Origin of the sequence: Flavobacterium aerium, assembly GCF_030766725.1 — a bacterium.
Classification (GTDB): Bacteria; Bacteroidota; Bacteroidia; order Flavobacteriales; family Flavobacteriaceae; genus Flavobacterium; species Flavobacterium aerium.
The window spans coordinates 1-18511 of record NZ_JARQWR010000016.1 but is presented as its reverse complement, the minus strand read 5'-3'; the positions used below and the strand labels follow the sequence as shown (position 1 = coordinate 18511).

The following is an 18511-nucleotide window of genomic DNA, read 5'->3' as shown; positions in this document are numbered from 1 at the left end:
TGGACTTAGCTAAGATTATCTCTGTGATGAAAGAATATCCAAAGATGAAGATTGATATTCGTTCGCATACCGATAGTAGAGCAACAGCTTCTTACAATGAGAAACTCTCCAGTAGAAGAGCTAAATCAACAATGGAGTACATGATTAAAAATGGAATTGATAAAAGCAGACTCACCGCCAAAGGATATGGAGAATCACAATTAGTCAACAAATGTAGTGATGGTGTTCCTTGTTCAGAAGAAGAACATCAAGCCAATAGAAGAAGTGAGTTTATTATTACCGAAATGTAATAAAGTAAAATAAATATGATTATAAAAAATGCTTAGAAATTATTTCTAGGCATTTTTTGTATAAATAAAAGAATAATCAAAAAACTCTTAGATGTATATTTTACTACATCTAGGAGTTTTTCCATTTTTTAAAGATTACGTTTTTTAAATAATTATACTTTTTATTATAGGTATGATTTGTTGGCAATGCTTTAGTTTTATTTACTAAATAAGTGTAGTTAATCGATTATTTTGTGCTTTTTGACGGAAATTTAATTCTATTTTTTGTTTAATGTATATGAATTTTGCATAACTTTAACATGAAAAATCGCGAACCTAGGCGATAAAGGAATGCTCTTTTTAATAAATAATACCCCAAATAGTTATGAAGAACAACTTTACTCAGTTTAAAAAATCGAATAAAAGTTATATAAATTTAGTATTCAGATTTTTTCTTATTCTTTTTTCTTTATTCATAACTCAAACAAGTGTAGCTCAAAATGCCATGCAGGCCACAGGAGGAACAGGTAGCTATAAGAATGAGATTTATTGGTTGAATTTTTCAACAGTAAGTAATGTTGCTGCTGGACAATCAATAACCAGAAACTTTACAATTAATGGAATTGCAGTAACAGTTATAATCGATAATATTTCGTTTACAGGTACAAGTTCAAATTTAGGGCGTTTAGCAGGTTACATTCCTGGAACTTGGGTTGGAGATGGGATGGACGAAGTTTATAATATAGGAGGGTCAGGAGGTTTAAATACACTTGCGAATGCATTAACTTGTTCACAAGATGGATTAACAGCCAACTTTAGAGTAAGAGCTTATGCAGGATTATCGGGACAACCTTTTGATTTAGGACTTGTTTTTGCTAGTGCAGAAGAAGATGCAGCCGCAGGAACCGAATATAGTCAAGGAACTACGAATGGGACAGTTTGGAAATTACTAGAAAGTAAAATTCAATCCTCTACTTCATTACGAAAAATCACTTTTTCCAATAGTAATCTGACTGCGCAAATGCAAATGGGAGGTGGTCCTTCAAACGTTGCATTATTGTACTCAACAATGCAAAACACAACTTCGGGTAACCCTCTAACAACAAATATCGTATTAAAAGGAGGAGGTAAATCGGCAGTTGCTTTAGGTATTATCGCAAATCAGGATTATGGTGATGCACCAATTTCATATGGAGCAGCAAGTAATTTCTTTGCTCCGTCTATTACAGGGGGGAGTAATAACCCACCAACTACAGCTGGAGACTACTATTTAAGTACTGGAGTAGGAGGTGCTCCAAATTCAACAAGAGTAATTACAGAAGGAAATCTAGATGTACCTTTAAGTCCTCGTTTAGGGAATACTGGTGGAGATAATGATGGAACATATCCAGTAACACCAGGATTATTAGCTAATGTTGATGATAATACAGGAGTTGATGATGAAGATGCTTTTGCAACATCACCACCAACAGTGAATTTAGCATTATCGACTTATTCATTAAATATACCAGCATTTAAAAATTTTACAGGGACGGCTTATATAATGGCTTGGGTTGATTTTAATCGAAATGGAACTTTTGAGCCAGAAGAATATTCAACCAGTACACTTACAGCTACAAATACAACTACAAATGTTGCTATGAGTTGGAATTTATCTACAATTCCTAAGAATGCTGGATCATCCTTTGCAAGATTTAGAATTTCGGGATCAGATCCAGCAATATTAACAGATAATCCAGCAACATCAGTAGATGAAAGAAGCTCAATGGCACTTGCTAGTGGTGAAACAGAAGATTATACAATTGCATTAACCAATTTATCTGTTCAAGGAATAGTGTTTTTGGATGTGAATGGTATGACCGATGGTAGTATTAATGGAACAGGGACAAATGCGGGTGGTGTAAATGCAGTATTAGTGAATAGCGGAGGAAATGTTGTAGCATCTACCGCAGTTGCAACGAATGGAACGTATTCCTTTTCAGATATTCCAAATGGAACGTATACAATTCGTTTATCAACTACTGCAGGTACAGTAGGAAGTGCTGCTCCTGCGGTTAGCTTACCTACAAATTGGGTAAATACAGGAGAGGGAACAACTGCAGCTGGAGATGGTACTCCAAATGGAATATTATCTTCTATTACAATAACAAATGCTGTTCTAGTTGCCAATGCAAATTTTGGGATAGAACAAAAACCGAATGCGACCACTACAACCGTATCTGGACAGTTTAATCCGGGAGGAACAACACAGGTAAATATTCCTTTAACTTCTTTTGTCAGTTCAGATCCTGATGGTACATTAACAGGAATACGAATTACATCATTTCCTACTAATGTAACTTCAATTGTTATTAATGGAGTATCCTATACCTCAACAACGTTTCCTGTGGGAGGAGTAACTGTTCCTACCAATGCAACAGGAACTCCAACACAAACTATAACTGTTGACCCAATTAGTGGAGCAGTGACAGTGGATATACCTTTTGTTGCAATTGACAATGCAAATATTGAAAGTACAACCATTGGGCATGTACAAATACCGTTTGCATTACAAACCGACTTAAGTGTTAATAAGGCTGTAAATAATTCAACTCCCAATGTAGGTAGTAATGTAGTATTTACATTGATAATCAATAATGTAGGTCCAAGTGATGCTACTGGGGTTGTCGTAAATGACTTATTACCTTCTGGCTATACATTTGTTTCAGCCACTCCATCTGTAGGTACTTATGTGAGTGGGACAGGAGTATGGACTGTTGGTACCTTAAATAATGGATCTAATGCTTCATTATTGATTACGGCAACTGTGAAAGCAACGGGTATTTATGCAAATACTGCAACAATATCTGGTGGTCAAACTGATCCGGTACCGGGTAATAATACTTCTACAGTTACGCCAGTACCTGTACCATTAACTAATTTAGGAATAGTAAAAACTGTAAATAATTCGACTCCCAATGTAGGTAGTAATGTAGTATTTACGTTGACTATTAATAATGCAGGTCCAAGTGATGCAACAGGAGTTGTAGTCAACGATTTATTGCCATCGGGCTATACCTTTGTATCAGTTACACCATCGATTGGAACTTATGTGAGTGGGACAGGAGTTTGGACAGTTGGAGCTTTAAATAATGGCGCTAATGCTACTTTAGCTATTACCGCTACGGTAAAAGCAACAGGAGTGTATGTCAATACAGCTACAATTTCAGGAACGCAAACGGATCCGGTTACCTCCAATAATACGTCAACTATTACACCGACACCTGTTCCAATAGCGAATTTAAGTATTGTAAAAACAGTTGATAATTCATCACCAAATGTGGGTAGTAATGTGGTATTTACGTTAACCATTAATAATGCAGGTCCAAGTGATGCCACAGGAGTTGTAGTCAATGATTTATTACCATCGGGCTATGCTTTTGTATCAGCTACACCATCTGTAGGTAGTTATGTAAGTGGTACAGGAGTTTGGACTGTAGGAGTATTGAATAATGGATCTAGTGCTACTTTAGCCATTACAGCTACAGTAAAATCTACCGGAACGTATGCCAATACCGGAACTATTTCAGGTACAGAAACGGACCCAACACCAGGAAATAACACCTCGACAATTACCCCAGTACCAGTTCCAATAACGAATTTAAGTATTGTAAAAACAGTTGATAATTCATCACCAAATGTAGGTAGTAATGTGATATTTACGTTGACCATTAATAATGCAGGTCCAAGTGATGCAACGGGAGTTGTCGTGAATGATTTATTACCATCCGGTTATACTTTTGTATCGGCCACACCATCTGTTGGAGCTTATGTAAGTGGAACAGGTGTATGGACAGTTGGTGCATTGAACAATGGGTCTACTGCTACTTTAGCCATTACAGCAACAGTAAAAGCAACAGGTACCTATGCGAATACAGCTACAATAACTGGAAATCAAACGGATCCAGTTACCTCGAATAATACTTCTACTTCAACACCTGCTCCAATACCTTTGACAAATTTAAGTGTTGTAAAAACAGTTGATAATTCATCACCAAATGTGGGTAGCAATGTGGTATTTACATTGACAATCAATAATGCGGGTCCAAGTGATGCCACAGGAGTTGTAGTCAATGATTTGTTACCATCCGGTTATACTTTTGTATCAGCGACTCCATCGGCAGGAACTTATGTAAATAGCACAGGAGTTTGGACTGTAGGGGCTTTAAATAATGGAGGTAGTGCTACTTTAGCTATTACCGCTACAGTAAATGCAACAGGAACATACCTTAATACAGCCACAATCTCCGGAAACCAAACCGATCCAACGCCTGGGAATAACACCTCGGCAATTACCCCAGTACCAGTTCCAATAGCGAATTTAAGTATTGTAAAAACAGTAAACAATTCGACTCCAAATGTAGGTAGTAATGTAATATTTACATTAACCATCAATAATGCAGGACCTAGTAATGCTACGGGAGTAGTCGTGAATGATTTATTACCATCCGGTTATACTTTTGTATCGGCTACACCATCTGTTGGAACTTATGCAAGTGGAACAGGAGTATGGACTGTCGGAACATTAAATAATGGAGGTAACGCTACTTTAACTGTTACAGCAACAGTAAAATCGACAGGAACGTATGCTAATACAGGAACTATTTCAGGAACACAAACCGATCCAATACCTGGGAATAATACCTCGACAATTACCCCAGTCCCAGTCCCAGTAACTAATTTAGGGATAATAAAAACAGTAAATAATGGAACTCCCAATGTAGGTAGCAATGTAGTATTTACGTTGACTATTAATAATGCAGGTCCAAGTGATGCAACAGGAGTTGTAGTCAACGATTTATTGCCATCGGGCTATACCTTTGTATCAGCTACACCATCGATTGGAACTTATGTGAGTGGGACAGGAGTTTGGACAGTTGGAGCTTTAAATAATGGCGCTAATGCTACTTTAGCTATTACCGCTACGGTAAAAGCAACAGGAGTGTATGTCAATACAGCTACAATTTCAGGAACACAAACTGATCCAGTGCCAGGGAATAATACCTCTACAGTTACTCCAGTACCAGTACCTTTAACAAATCTTAGCGTTGTAAAAACAGTAGATAATACCGCGCCAAATGCGGGTAGTAATGTAGTATTTACGTTAACAATAAATAATGCAGGTCCAAGTGATGCTACAGGAGTTGTCGTCAATGATTTATTACCGTCGGGTTATACTTTTGTATCAGCAACGCCTTCAGTAGGAACTTATACAAGTGGAACAGGAGTCTGGACAGTTGGAGCTTTAAATAACGGGGGTAGTGCTACTTTAGCTATTACTGCAACTGTTAAAGCAGTGGGTACCTATACTAATACCGCAACAATTTCAGGGACACAAACTGATCCAGTGCCAGGAAATAATACTTCAACAATTACTCCGGTACCAGTACCAATAACGAATTTAAGTGTTGTAAAAACAGTAGATAATTCATCACCAAATGTAGGTAGTAATGTAATATTTACATTGACGATCAATAACGCAGGTCCAAGTGATGCTACGGGAGTTGTAATCAATGATCTATTGCCTTCTGGTTATACTTTTGTGTCAGCTACACCATCGGTTGGAAGTTATGCAAGTAGTACAGGAATTTGGACTGTTGGAGCCTTAAATAATGGAGTAAATGCGACGTTAGCCATTACAGCAATAGTAAATGCAACGGGAGTATATACCAATACAGCAACAATTTCAGGTTCACAAACTGATCCAGTACCGGGAAATAATACTTCAACAATTACCCCAGTACCAGTACCAATAACGAATTTAAGTGTTGTAAAAACAGTAAATAACGGAACACCAAATGCAGGTAGTAATGTAGTATTCACTTTAACAATAAATAATGCAGGTCCGAGCGATGCTACGGGAGTTGTAGTCAATGATTTATTACCATCAGGTTATACTTTTGTATCAGCTACCCCATCAGTGGGAAGTTATGCAAGTGGCACAGGAGTCTGGACAGTTGGAGCTTTAAATAATGGAGGTAGTGCTACTTTGGCTATTACTGCAACAGTAAACGCTACAGGTACCTATGCTAATACCGCCACAATTTCAGGAACACAAACTGATCCAGTGCCGGGAAATAACACTTCTACCGTTACTCCAGTACCAGTGCCTTTGGCGAATCTAAGCGTTGTAAAAACAGTTGATAATTCATCACCAAATGTAGGCAGTAATGTAGTATTTACGCTGACCATTAATAATGCGGGTCCAAGCGATGCTACAGGAGTTGCTATAAATGATTTATTACCATCTGGTTACACTTTTGTGTCTGCTACACCGTCTGTAGGTGCATATAGTAATGGTACAGGAATTTGGACTGTTGGAGCCTTAAATAACGGAGGTAGTGCTACTTTAGCTATTACTGCAACTGTTAAAGCAGCGGGTACTTATACTAATACCGCAATAATTTCAGGTTCACAAACCGATCCTGTACCGGGAAATAATACATCAACGATTACACCTTTACCAATTCCAATCACTAATTTAAGTGTGGTGAAAACGGTAAGTAATAATACACCAAATATTGGTAGTAATGTAGTATTTACATTGATGATCAATAATACAGGTCCAAGTGATGCTACGGGAGTTTTGATTAATGATTTATTACCATCTGGATATACATTTATTTCTGCAAATACCGCTGTAGGAACTTATGACAGTGGTACAGGGATTTGGACTGTTGGAACATTGAATAACGGAATGAGTACAACTTTAGTGATTATTGCAACACTAAATGCGACAGGTACCTATGCCAATATTGCAACAATTTCAGGTTTACAAACCGATTCTGATTTAACGAATAACACATCTACTGTAACACCAATACCAACGCCGATTACCGATTTAAGTATTATTAAAAGTTCAGATAATAATACACCGAATGTAGGTAGTAATGTTGTCTTTACTATGGTTATAAATAATGCAGGCCCAAGTGATGCCACGGGAGTTTTGGTAAACGAAATTTTGCCATCAGGTTATACTTTTGTTTCGGCATCATCTACAGCAGGAACGTATGATAATGGTACAGGAATTTGGACTATAGGAGCTTTAACGAATGGATCTAGTGAAACTTTACAAATTACGGCTACGGTTAGAGCTTCTGGTATTTATGCAAATACAGCTACTGTTAGTGGAGATCAAGTCGATTTAGTACCAGGAAACAATACATCCTCTGTTACACCACTGTCAGTGCCAGTAGCAAATTTAAATGTTAATAAAACAATTAATAATGCTACGCCAAATGTAGGCAGTAATGTCACTTTTACTTTATCTGTAAATAATGCAGGTCCAAGTGATGCTACAGGAGTTATATTAAATGATTTATTACCATCAGGTTATACCTTTGTTTCAGCAACCCCATCTATAGGGACTTATACAAGTGGAACAGGAGTCTGGGCAATTGGAGCACTAATAAATGGAGCAAATGAAACTTTAGTCTTAATTGCTACAGTTAATGGATCTGGTGTTTATACTAATACTGCAACCGTTTTTGGAGATCAAGTTGATTTATTTCCAACGGATAATACATCGACAGTAACCCCTAATCCAATAAATGTAAAAATAATGAAGACAGGACCAGCTACTGCAAATGCTGGGTCAGTTGTAAATTATACATTAAATGTTAGTAATGATGGTACAGGAAACGCGATTGGAGAAATCATATCCGATATTGTTCCAGCAGGGCTGGCAAATGTAAGTTGGACAGCAACTGCCCAAGGGCTGGCTACAGTTTTGACTGGGGCTGTTGGAACTGGAAATAATGTAACAGTAACGGGAGATATCCCAGCAGGCACAGGAAACCAAATTGTAATCAATATTACAGGTGAAATTCCAGCATCGTCGTTGGTTGCTTCGTTGTCAAATACGGCTACGGCTACAGCTACAGGAAGTCCAATTGTGAGCTCAAATACAGTTATTACTGTAATCAGTAGAGATGTAGATCTTCATATACAAAAAACAGGACCTTCAACAATTGTTGCGGGTAATAGTATTGTTTATACTTTAAAAGTAACAAATTCAGGCCCAGCGAATGCGAGTAATGTAACAATTAATGATATTATCCCATCAGGAATTAATGGAGTGACTTGGACTGCTACGGCACAAAATGGAGCAAGTATCAATGGAGCTTCAAATGGAACTGGGAATGTTAATTTATCAGCCAATATTCCTATTGGAACAGCTGAAGTTACGGTTACCATTACTGGTGTATTGGACCCAAGTTATTTAGGTACTTCTTTATCAAATACAGCAACAGCTACTCCTGAAATAGGTGTAACAGATCCAACGCCTGCAACGAGTACCGTAATAACAAACGCTACAAAAGAGGCAAATGTTCGTATAACGAAGTCTGGACCAGCAAATATTGGAGCAGGTGAAATGATTACGTATACAATACGAGTTGTTAATGATGGCCCAAGTAATGTTACTGGGGTAGAAATTAAAGATATTATACCAACTCAAATTATATCTCCAACTTGGTCTGCAACAGTTCAGAATGGAGCAACAGTAAGTGCATTGAGCGGTGCCGGAAATATTAATATTACCGGTGATATTCCAGCATCAGTTGGGGTAATTGAGATTGTAATTACAGGAATTGTAAATCCTGCTGTTGTAGATGGAAGTTCTTTTTCAAATACAGCAACAGCAGATTTGCCAGTTGGAAGCCCAGTTACAGATCCAGATTTAACATCAAATACAAGTACTGTTCCTACAGTAGTTAATAATACACCTACATTAAGAGTTTCGAAAAGTGGGCCAAGTATTGTTAATATTGGAGATCCAATAGAATATACAATTGTAATAACAAATGGTGGATTAGGAGATATTACCAATGCAACAATAGTAGATAACGTACCAAATTCTGTAATAGTTTCCAATTGGAATATCGTTGTTGATGGAGGTGCAACTGTAACAGGAAACATCAGTGGAACAACCAATACGATTACAAGTTCAGGTGGAAATATTCCAGCTGATGGAAATCCACTAACAGCGATTACACTGCATGTACAAGGAGTTGTAGGTACAAATGCCGCAGCTGTATTTACGAATACCGTAGTTGTGTCATCCAATGGTGATATGGAAAGTTCAGTTACAACAGCAGTGAATCAATCCACAGATATAATTATAGAAAAAAATGGTCCTCAAACCGCTACTGCAGGTTTACCAATTTCGTACACTATAAAGGTGAGTAATTCAGGTCCAAGATCAGCACAGGATTTGGTTATTAATGATGTCATCCCATCTGATATACAAAATATAAACTGGTCAGCAGCAAGTTTTGGAACAGCAACCATTACAGGAAATACAAATGGAACAACATCCAATGTAATGACCACTGCTGATATTGATGTTGGTTCAGCAAATTATATATTAATTACGATTGATGGAACAATAAACCCAGCTACAACAGCTACTACGATTAGTAATACTGCAACAGTAGCATTGCCAATAACATTAATAGATTTTAATACAGCCAATAATCAAAGTACTATTAATACGATAATTAATAAAGAAACTAATTTATCAATAACAAAAGCCGTTAATAATCCAACACCAAATGTGGGAACTAATATTGCCTTTACATTAACGGTAAATAATGCAGGACCAAGTGCTGCGACAGGGGTGGAAATTAATGAAGCTTTGCCTTTAGGCTATACTTTTATTTCGGCAGTACCATCAGTGGGAACGTACAATGATGGAACTGGATTATGGACTATTGGCGCTTTAGCGAATGGTGCGGGTGGTACTTTAGTTATAAATGTTTCTGTGAATGCAACAGGACCATATGCCAATACTGTATCAATAACAGGAAATGAAACAGATCCTGTACCGGGTAATAATACAGCAACAGTAATACCAATTCCAACCCCAATTACGGATTTGAGTATTGTTAAAATAGTAGACAATGCTACGCCAAATGTGGGCAGTAATGTTGCATTTACGTTGACCATTAATAATACTGGTCCAAGTGATGCTACTGGAGTAGTCGTAAATGATTTATTACAATCGGGCTATACTTTTGTTTCAGCAGTACCATCAGTTGGTACTTATGATAATGCAACAGGAGTCTGGACAGTAGGAGTATTAGCCAATGGTGCCAATGCAACATTAAATATAACTGCTAGTGTTAATGCAATAGGTTTATATGCAAATACGGCAACAATTACTGGATCTCAAACCGATTTAATTACCACAAATAATACTTCAACTGTTACGCCAGTTCCAGTTCCAATAACGAATTTGAGTGTGGTTAAAACAGTAGATAATCCAACACCAAATGTGGGGGATACTATAGTATTTACGCTGACCATTAATAATGCAGGACCAAGCGACGCCACTGGAGTAGTTGTAAATGATTTATTACTGGCGGGCTATACTTTTGTGTCAGCAGATCCATTATTAGGAACTTATAATAATGCAACAGGGGTTTGGACGGTAGGGACTTTAACAAATGGTGTAACAACTACATTAGCCATTACTGTTAAAGTAAAAGCTACAGGTAGTTATGTAAATACAGCTACAATTGGAGGGAATGAAACAGACCCTGCTTTAGGAGACAATACATCTACAATTACTCCTGTACCAGTACCGATAACGAATTTGAGTATTACCAAAGGAGTGGATAATCTTACACCTAATGTAGGTAGTAATGTGGTGTTTACATTAACAGTGAATAATGCAGGACCAAGTGCTGCTACGAATGTTGTAGTAACAGACTCATTACCGACAGGTTATACTTTTGTTTCAGCAATACCATCTGTTGGAAGCTATGATAATTCAACAGGAATCTGGACAGTAGGAGGATTAACCAATGGAGGAAACGTAACATTAACTATTACAGCTACAGTAAATGCCGTTGGAATTTATGTTAATACAGCCAATGTTGCAGGAGCTGAAATAGATCCTGTACCTGCGGATAATACAGCAACTGTAACACCTGTTCCAACACCAATAACAGATTTGAGTATTGTAAAAACAGTAAACAACAGTACACCAAATGTAGGTACTAATGTAATATTTACATTAGCGGTAAATAACGTAGGGCCAAGTGCCGCTACAAATGTGATAGTAACAGAAATGTTGCCTTCGGGTTATACTTTTGTTTCTGCTAATCCATTTAGTGGATCATATAATGATACTTCTGGTATTTGGAATATAGGAACATTGAATAATGGAGTAGGTACCACATTAGAAATTACGGCAACGGTCAATGCAGTGGGCAATTATTCGAATACAGTAACAATTACTGGAACAGAAACGGATCCAGTTCCAGGTAATAATACATCTACATCGGTACCGATTCCAACACCAATTACGGATTTAAGTATTGTGAAAACGGTAGATAATGCTACACCAAATGTAGGTAGTGAAGTAGTATTCACTTTAACAATAAATAATGCAGGACCAAGTGCTGCTACAAATGTGATAGTAACAGAAATGTTGCCTTCGGGTTATACTTATGTTTCTGCTAATCCTTCTGCCGGAACGTATGATAATGGAACGGGTATTTGGACTTTAGGTGCATTAAACAATGGAATAACAGCTACATTAAATATAACTGCTAGTGTTAATGCAATAGGTTTATATGCAAATACAGCAACAATTACTGGAGCAGAAACAGACCCTACGCCAGGTAATAATACATCTACATCAACTCCAGTACCAGTACCAATAACCAATTTGAATATTGCGAAAACTGTGGATAATATTACACCAGATGTAGGAAGCGATATAGTATTTACAGTGACCGTAAATAATTCAGGGCCAAGTGCTGCTACAAATGTTGTAGTTACGGATTTATTACCATCAGGTTACACTTTTGGTACAGCTGTACCATCTGTTGGTACCTATGATAATGTAACAGGAATATGGACTATTGGAGGATTAGCCAATGGTGCAAATGCTATATTAGATATCACTGTAAATGTAAATGCTACGGGTGATTATGTAAATAATGCCAATGTTACTGGAAATGAATTAGATCCTATATTGACAGATAATACTGCAACATCTACTCCAGTACCAATACCTGTAATTGATTTGAATATTGTAAAAACAGTAGACAATGCTACGCCAAATGTGGGCAGTAATGTTGTATTTACGATTACAGTAAATAATGTTGGTCCTAGTGATGCGACAGGAGTGCTAGCAGCAGATCCATTACCTACTGGTTATACTTTTGTATCAGCGACCACATCAACAGGGGTATTTGACAATAGTACGGCATATTGGACTATTGGTGGATTAAATATGGGAGCAAGTGCAACATTAAATATTACTGCAACCGTTAATGCAACCGGAGAATATGATAATATCGCGGCAACTGTAGGAGACCAGGAAGAACCAAACTATTTGGATAATATCACTGTATCGACCCCAGTACCAGTTCCAATAACGAATTTAAGCATTGTAAAAACGGTAGATAATGCTACACCAAATGTAGGTGGCGAAGTAGTATTTACTTTAACAATAAATAATGCAGGACCAAGTGACGCTACAGATGTTGTGGTCACTGACTTGTTGCCATCGGGTTATACTTTTGTTTCAGCAACACCATCTGCTGGAACATATGATAATGCTTCAGGTCTTTGGACGGTAGGAGTGTTAAATAACGGAATAAGTGCTACACTGAATGTTACAGCATTAGTAAATGCTTCGGGTAACTATAGTAATACGGCATCAATTTCTGGTACTGAAATAGATCCTATACCAGGGGACAATACATCTATATCAACTCCAGTTCCTGTGCCAATAACCAACTTAAATATTGCAAAAACTGCAAACAATGTTACTCCGAATGTGGGAGATACTATTGTATTTACAGTAACGGTAAATAATGCAGGGCCAAGTGATGCTACAAATGTAGTTGTAACAGATACTTTACCATCAGGATATACTTTTATTTCTGCGACACCATCAATAGGAACCTATGATAACTCAACAGGAATCTGGACTATTGGAGGTTTGGTTAATGGAGTAAATGCATCGTTAGATATTGTTGTGAGTGTAAATGCAACAGGGGATTATGCAAATACTGCCAGTGTTACTGGAAGTGAAGTAGATCCAATACTAACAGATAATACTGCAACATCAACACCAATTCCGACACCAATAATTGATTTAAATATTGCAAAAACAGTGGATAATCCAACACCAAATGTTGGTAGCAATGTAGTCTTTACGATAACAATAAATAATGCAGGGCCAAGTGATGCAACTGGAGTAATTGTATTTGATCCATTACCATCCGGGTACACATTTATTTCAGCGACACCATCAGTTGGAACCTATGATGATACAATTGGGGTATGGACTATAGGCGGGTTGAATATGGGTGGAAATGCAACGATGTCAGTTACAGCGTTAGTAAATGCAACGGGAGATTATGATAACATTGCAATAACTGCGGGAGATCAAGATGAACCGGTGTATATTGATAATATTGCAATATCAACACCAATACCTGTTCCTGTGGCAAATCTAAGTGTTGTAAAAACAGTAGATAATGCTACACCAGATGTAGGAAGTGATGTGGTCTTTACAATAACAATAAATAATGCAGGGCCAAGTGACGCAACGGGAGTAGAAATTACAGAAATGATACCATCGGGTTATGCTTTTATATCAGCAATACCTTCTATAGGGACGTATGATAATACCAGTGGTTTATGGACCGTTGGTGGATTAAGTAATGGAATTAGTGCCACATTAGCTATTACGGTAAAAGTAAATGCGACAGGAAATTATGCCAATACGGTTACAATTTCTGGAGTAGAAATGGATCCTGTTCCTGGGGATAATACTTCGACAGTTACGCCAATTCCTGTGCCAATAACCAATTTGAGTATTACTAAAACAGGAAATAATGCCACACCAAATGTTGGAGGTATAATAATATTTACCCTAACAATTAATAATACTGGACCAAGTGATGCTACAGGAGTAGAGATAACGGATGTACTACCATCTGGTTACACGTTTGTGTCAGCTACACCATCAGTTGGAACCTATGACAATACAAATGGTTTATGGACAGTTGGAGGATTAAATAATGGAGTAACGGCAACATTAGAAATAACTGCATCAGTAAATGCTAATGGAGATTATGTTAATACAGCCACAATTATTGGTGTTGAAACCGATCCTATTCCAGGTGATAATACGTCAACATTTACACCAATACCTGTTCCAGTTACAAATTTAAGCATTGTGAAAACAGTAGATAATGTTACACCAAATGTAGGAAGTACGATTGTATTTACATTGACCATAAATAATGCAGGACCAAGTGATGCGACAGCAGTAATCGTCAATGATTTGATACCATCGGGTTATACTTATGTATCTTCTATACCTTCAACAGGGACGTATGATAATACAAATGGTCAATGGGTCATTGGAGGATTAACGAATGGAGCAACTGCGACATTAGATATTACTGTAACAGTAAATGCTAGTGGAGATTATGTAAATACAGCGACAATTACAGGTACAGAAACGGATCCTACACCAGGAGACAATACCTCGACATCTACGCCGGTGCCAGTTCCTGTAGCAAACTTAAGCATTGTTAAAACGGTAGATAATGTTACACCAAATGTAGGCAACAATGTAACATTTACATTAACAGTCAATAATGCAGGACCAAGTGATGCTACAAATGTCATGGTCACGGATTTGCTACCATCTGGATATACTTTTGTTTCAGCAATGTCAACAGTAGGTACTTTTGATACAGTCACTGGAATTTGGACATTAGGAGCATTAAGCGAAGGAGCAACTGCAACAGTGAATATAATTGCAACTGTAAATGCCACAGGTATATATGCTAACACAGCAACAATTACGGGAGATGAAATGGATCCTGTTCCTGGAGACAATACTTCTACAATAACACCAATTCCTATAGCAATCACGGATTTAAATATTGTGAAAACAGTCGATAATGCTACACCAGATGTTGGAAGTACTGTGACATTTACGTTAACGGTAAATAATGCAGGACCAAGTGATGCGACAGGAATTGTAGTTACAGATGTACTTCCAGCAGGTTATACATTTATATCTGCTATTCCATCAATTGGAACCTATAATAATACGAATGGTATATGGAGTATAGGTGGATTGAATAATGGAGTAGGAGCAACATTGGATATTACTGTAAGTGTAAATGCGAGTGGAATGTATACTAACACAGCAACTATTACAGGAGATCAAAATGATCCAAATTTAGGAAATAATACTTCTACATCAACGCCAGTGCCAGTTCCGGTTACGAATTTGAGTATTGTGAAAACAATTGATAATGCTACGCCAAATGTTGGAGGTACTACAATATTTACATTAACTGTAAATAATGCAGGACCAAGTGATGCTACTGGTGTTGAGGTTACCGATATATTACCTTCTGGATATACTTTTGTTTCAGCAATACCATCCGCAGGTATGTATGATAGTACAAGTGGTCTTTGGACTGTAGGTGTGCTTAACAATGGGGCTAACGCAACATTAGCCATTACAGTTACTGTGAATACTATAGGTGACTATGCTAATACAGCAACTGTTGGAGGTAGTGAAAATGACCCAACACCTGGAGATAATACATCGACAGTTACACCAATACCAGTACCGATTACAAATTTAAGTATTGTGAAAACAGTTGATTTCTTAACGCCATATGTGGGTACCGATGTAATATTTACATTGACCGTAAATAATGCCGGACCAAGTAATGCTACAGGAGTTGAGGTTACCGATGTATTACCATCAGGATATACCTTTGTTTCGGCTACTCCATCAATTGGAACCTATGATAATACAAGCGGTCTTTGGACTGTAGGTACACTTAATAATGGAGTAAGTGCCACGTTAGCTATTACTGCCACAGTAAATGCAGCAGGGGTATACGCAAATACAGCTACGATCACAGGAGATCAAATCGATCCAACGCCAGATGATAATACTTCCACAGTTACGCCAGACCCAGTTCCAGTTGCGAACTTGAGTGTTATAAAAACGGCAGACAATCTTGCTCCAAATGTAGGTAGTAATGTAGTCTTTACGATTATAGTTAATAATTCTGGACCAAGCAATGCAACAAACGTAGCAGTATTGGATACATTACCTACTGGTTATACCTTTGTTTCGGCAACACCATCAGTAGGAACATATAGTAATACAAACGGTATATGGATTATAGGAGGACTGAATAATGGATCAAATGCTACATTAACTGTTGTAGCTACAGTAAATGTGAGTGGAGATTATACAAATACAGCAATCGTTATTGAAGGGGAAACCTATTCAACACCAGATGATAATACTTCTACAGTAACACCAGTGCCTGTTCCTATAACAGATTTAAGTATTGTGAAAACAGTAGATAATGCTACGCCAGATGTGGGTAGTACAGTTGTATTTACACTAGCAGTTAATAATGCTGGACCAAGTGATGCTACAGGAGTTGAGGTTACAGATATAATACCTTCTGGATATACTTTTGTCTCAGCTGTTCCATCCATTGGAACCTATGATAATACAAGTGGTTTATGGACTATTGGTGGATTAAATAATGGAGCGAGTGCAAATTTAGTGATTACAGCTACTGTAAATCCTACAGGTAATTTTGCTAATACTGCTATAACTACTGGAGACCAACTAGATCCAACACCAAATAATAATACATCAACTTCTACACCGATACCAGCATTAATTGCAGATTTAAGTGTTTTAAAAACAATTAATACGAATACGCCAACTGTAGGAAGCAACGTGGTGTTTACTATAACAGTGAATAATGCAGGGCCAAATGATGCGACAGGAGTTGTAGTGACAGATGTCCTACCTTCAGGATATACTTTTGTGTCTTCTGCACCATCAGTAGGAGTTTATAATAATGTAACGGGACTTTGGACAATAGGAGCATTAGTAAACGGAGGTATTGCGACTATAGATATTACAGCTATAGTTAATGCCGCAGGTTCTTATGCTAATACAGCCAGTGTAAATGGTGGTGAAAAAGATCCAACACCAAATAATAATACATCGACTTCTACACCAATTCCTGTAAATGTTATTATCGCAAATCCAGATACTGCTGGTCCAATCAACGGAGCTAGTGGAGGAATGAATGTAGTTAATGTTTTAACGAATGATTTATTGAATGGAAATCCAATTGATCCTTCAACTGTGACAATAACTCCAGTGATAGATGGTCCGTTATCAGTTAATAGTGATGGAACTGTAGATGTTTTACCAAATACACCAGCCGGAGTTTACACGATAACGTATCAGGTTTGTGAAATAGCCAATCCTGCAAATTGTTCTACTACTATAGTAACAGTTACTGTAATAGAATCGATTATTATTGCGAACGATGATGACTTTAGTGCAGTACCAACGAATGGAGGTACGGGAGGAACTATTGGAAATGCATTTGGAAATGATACATTAAATGGAGCTGTAGTCACGGCAGGCACAGTAATTGTTACAATTACGAATGACGATGGACTCAATGGTATAGTAATTGATCAGGACGGAAACATTCAAGTTCCAGGCGGATCAGCAGTTGGTATATACCATGTAGAATATCAAATTTGTGATAAGATTAATCCAGACAATTGTGCAACTGCAATAATTACAATTGTGATTAAAGACCCTTGTGATTTTGATAACAGCCCAGTAGATTGTGATGTAGTAATATACAATGGTATTACACCAGATGGAGATGGACAAAATGATACCTTCTTTATTAAAGGAATTGAAAGATATCCAGATAATACGCTTGAAATTTACAACCGTTGGGGAGTATTAGTCTTTAGTGCTGAGAAATATGATAACGTTACCAGACCATTCAGAGGATTATCTGAAGGAAGAACGACAATAAATCAACCTAAAGAATTACCGACAGGAACATATTATTATGTTCTGAAATACAGAAAAACCAATGGTACTGGAAAAGAAAAAGCAGGATACCTATACATCAATTAATTATAAAAATTAATCCTAATAATATAAAAAACCATAATAGATGAAAGCAAAATTTATATCTTCGGTTTTACTTCTAATGTGTATCAGTACTTACGCACAACAAGATGCGCAGTACACACAATATATGTATAATACGGTGAATATTAACCCGGCCTATGCAGGTTCACGAGGAGTGATGAGTATCTTCGGTTTACACAGAACCCAATGGGTAGGATTA

Annotated in this window: 3 protein-coding genes; all 3 read left to right on the top strand. The window is 37.3% G+C overall.

Features of this window, described 5'->3' with window-relative positions:
* The coding region (locus tag P6733_RS17430) for an OmpA family protein (RefSeq protein WP_306350423.1) at positions 1-290 on the top strand (290 nt) is incomplete at its 5' end.
* Positions 291-654: 364 nt separating this feature from the next.
* Positions 655-18294, top strand: a complete 17640-nt coding sequence (locus tag P6733_RS17425) for a T9SS type B sorting domain-containing protein (protein WP_306354237.1) — start codon at positions 655-657, stop codon at positions 18292-18294.
* A 40-nt stretch (positions 18295-18334) separates the two neighbouring features.
* Positions 18335-18511: type IX secretion system membrane protein PorP/SprF (locus tag P6733_RS17420; protein WP_306354238.1), on the top strand; the 177-nt coding region annotated here is incomplete at its 3' end.

What these genes read in the sequence shown, in the direction of transcription:
- P6733_RS17425 (WP_306354237.1), top strand. Translation starts at nt 655, where the DNA reads ATGAAGAACAACTTTACTCAGTTTAAAAAATCGAATAAAAGTTATATA.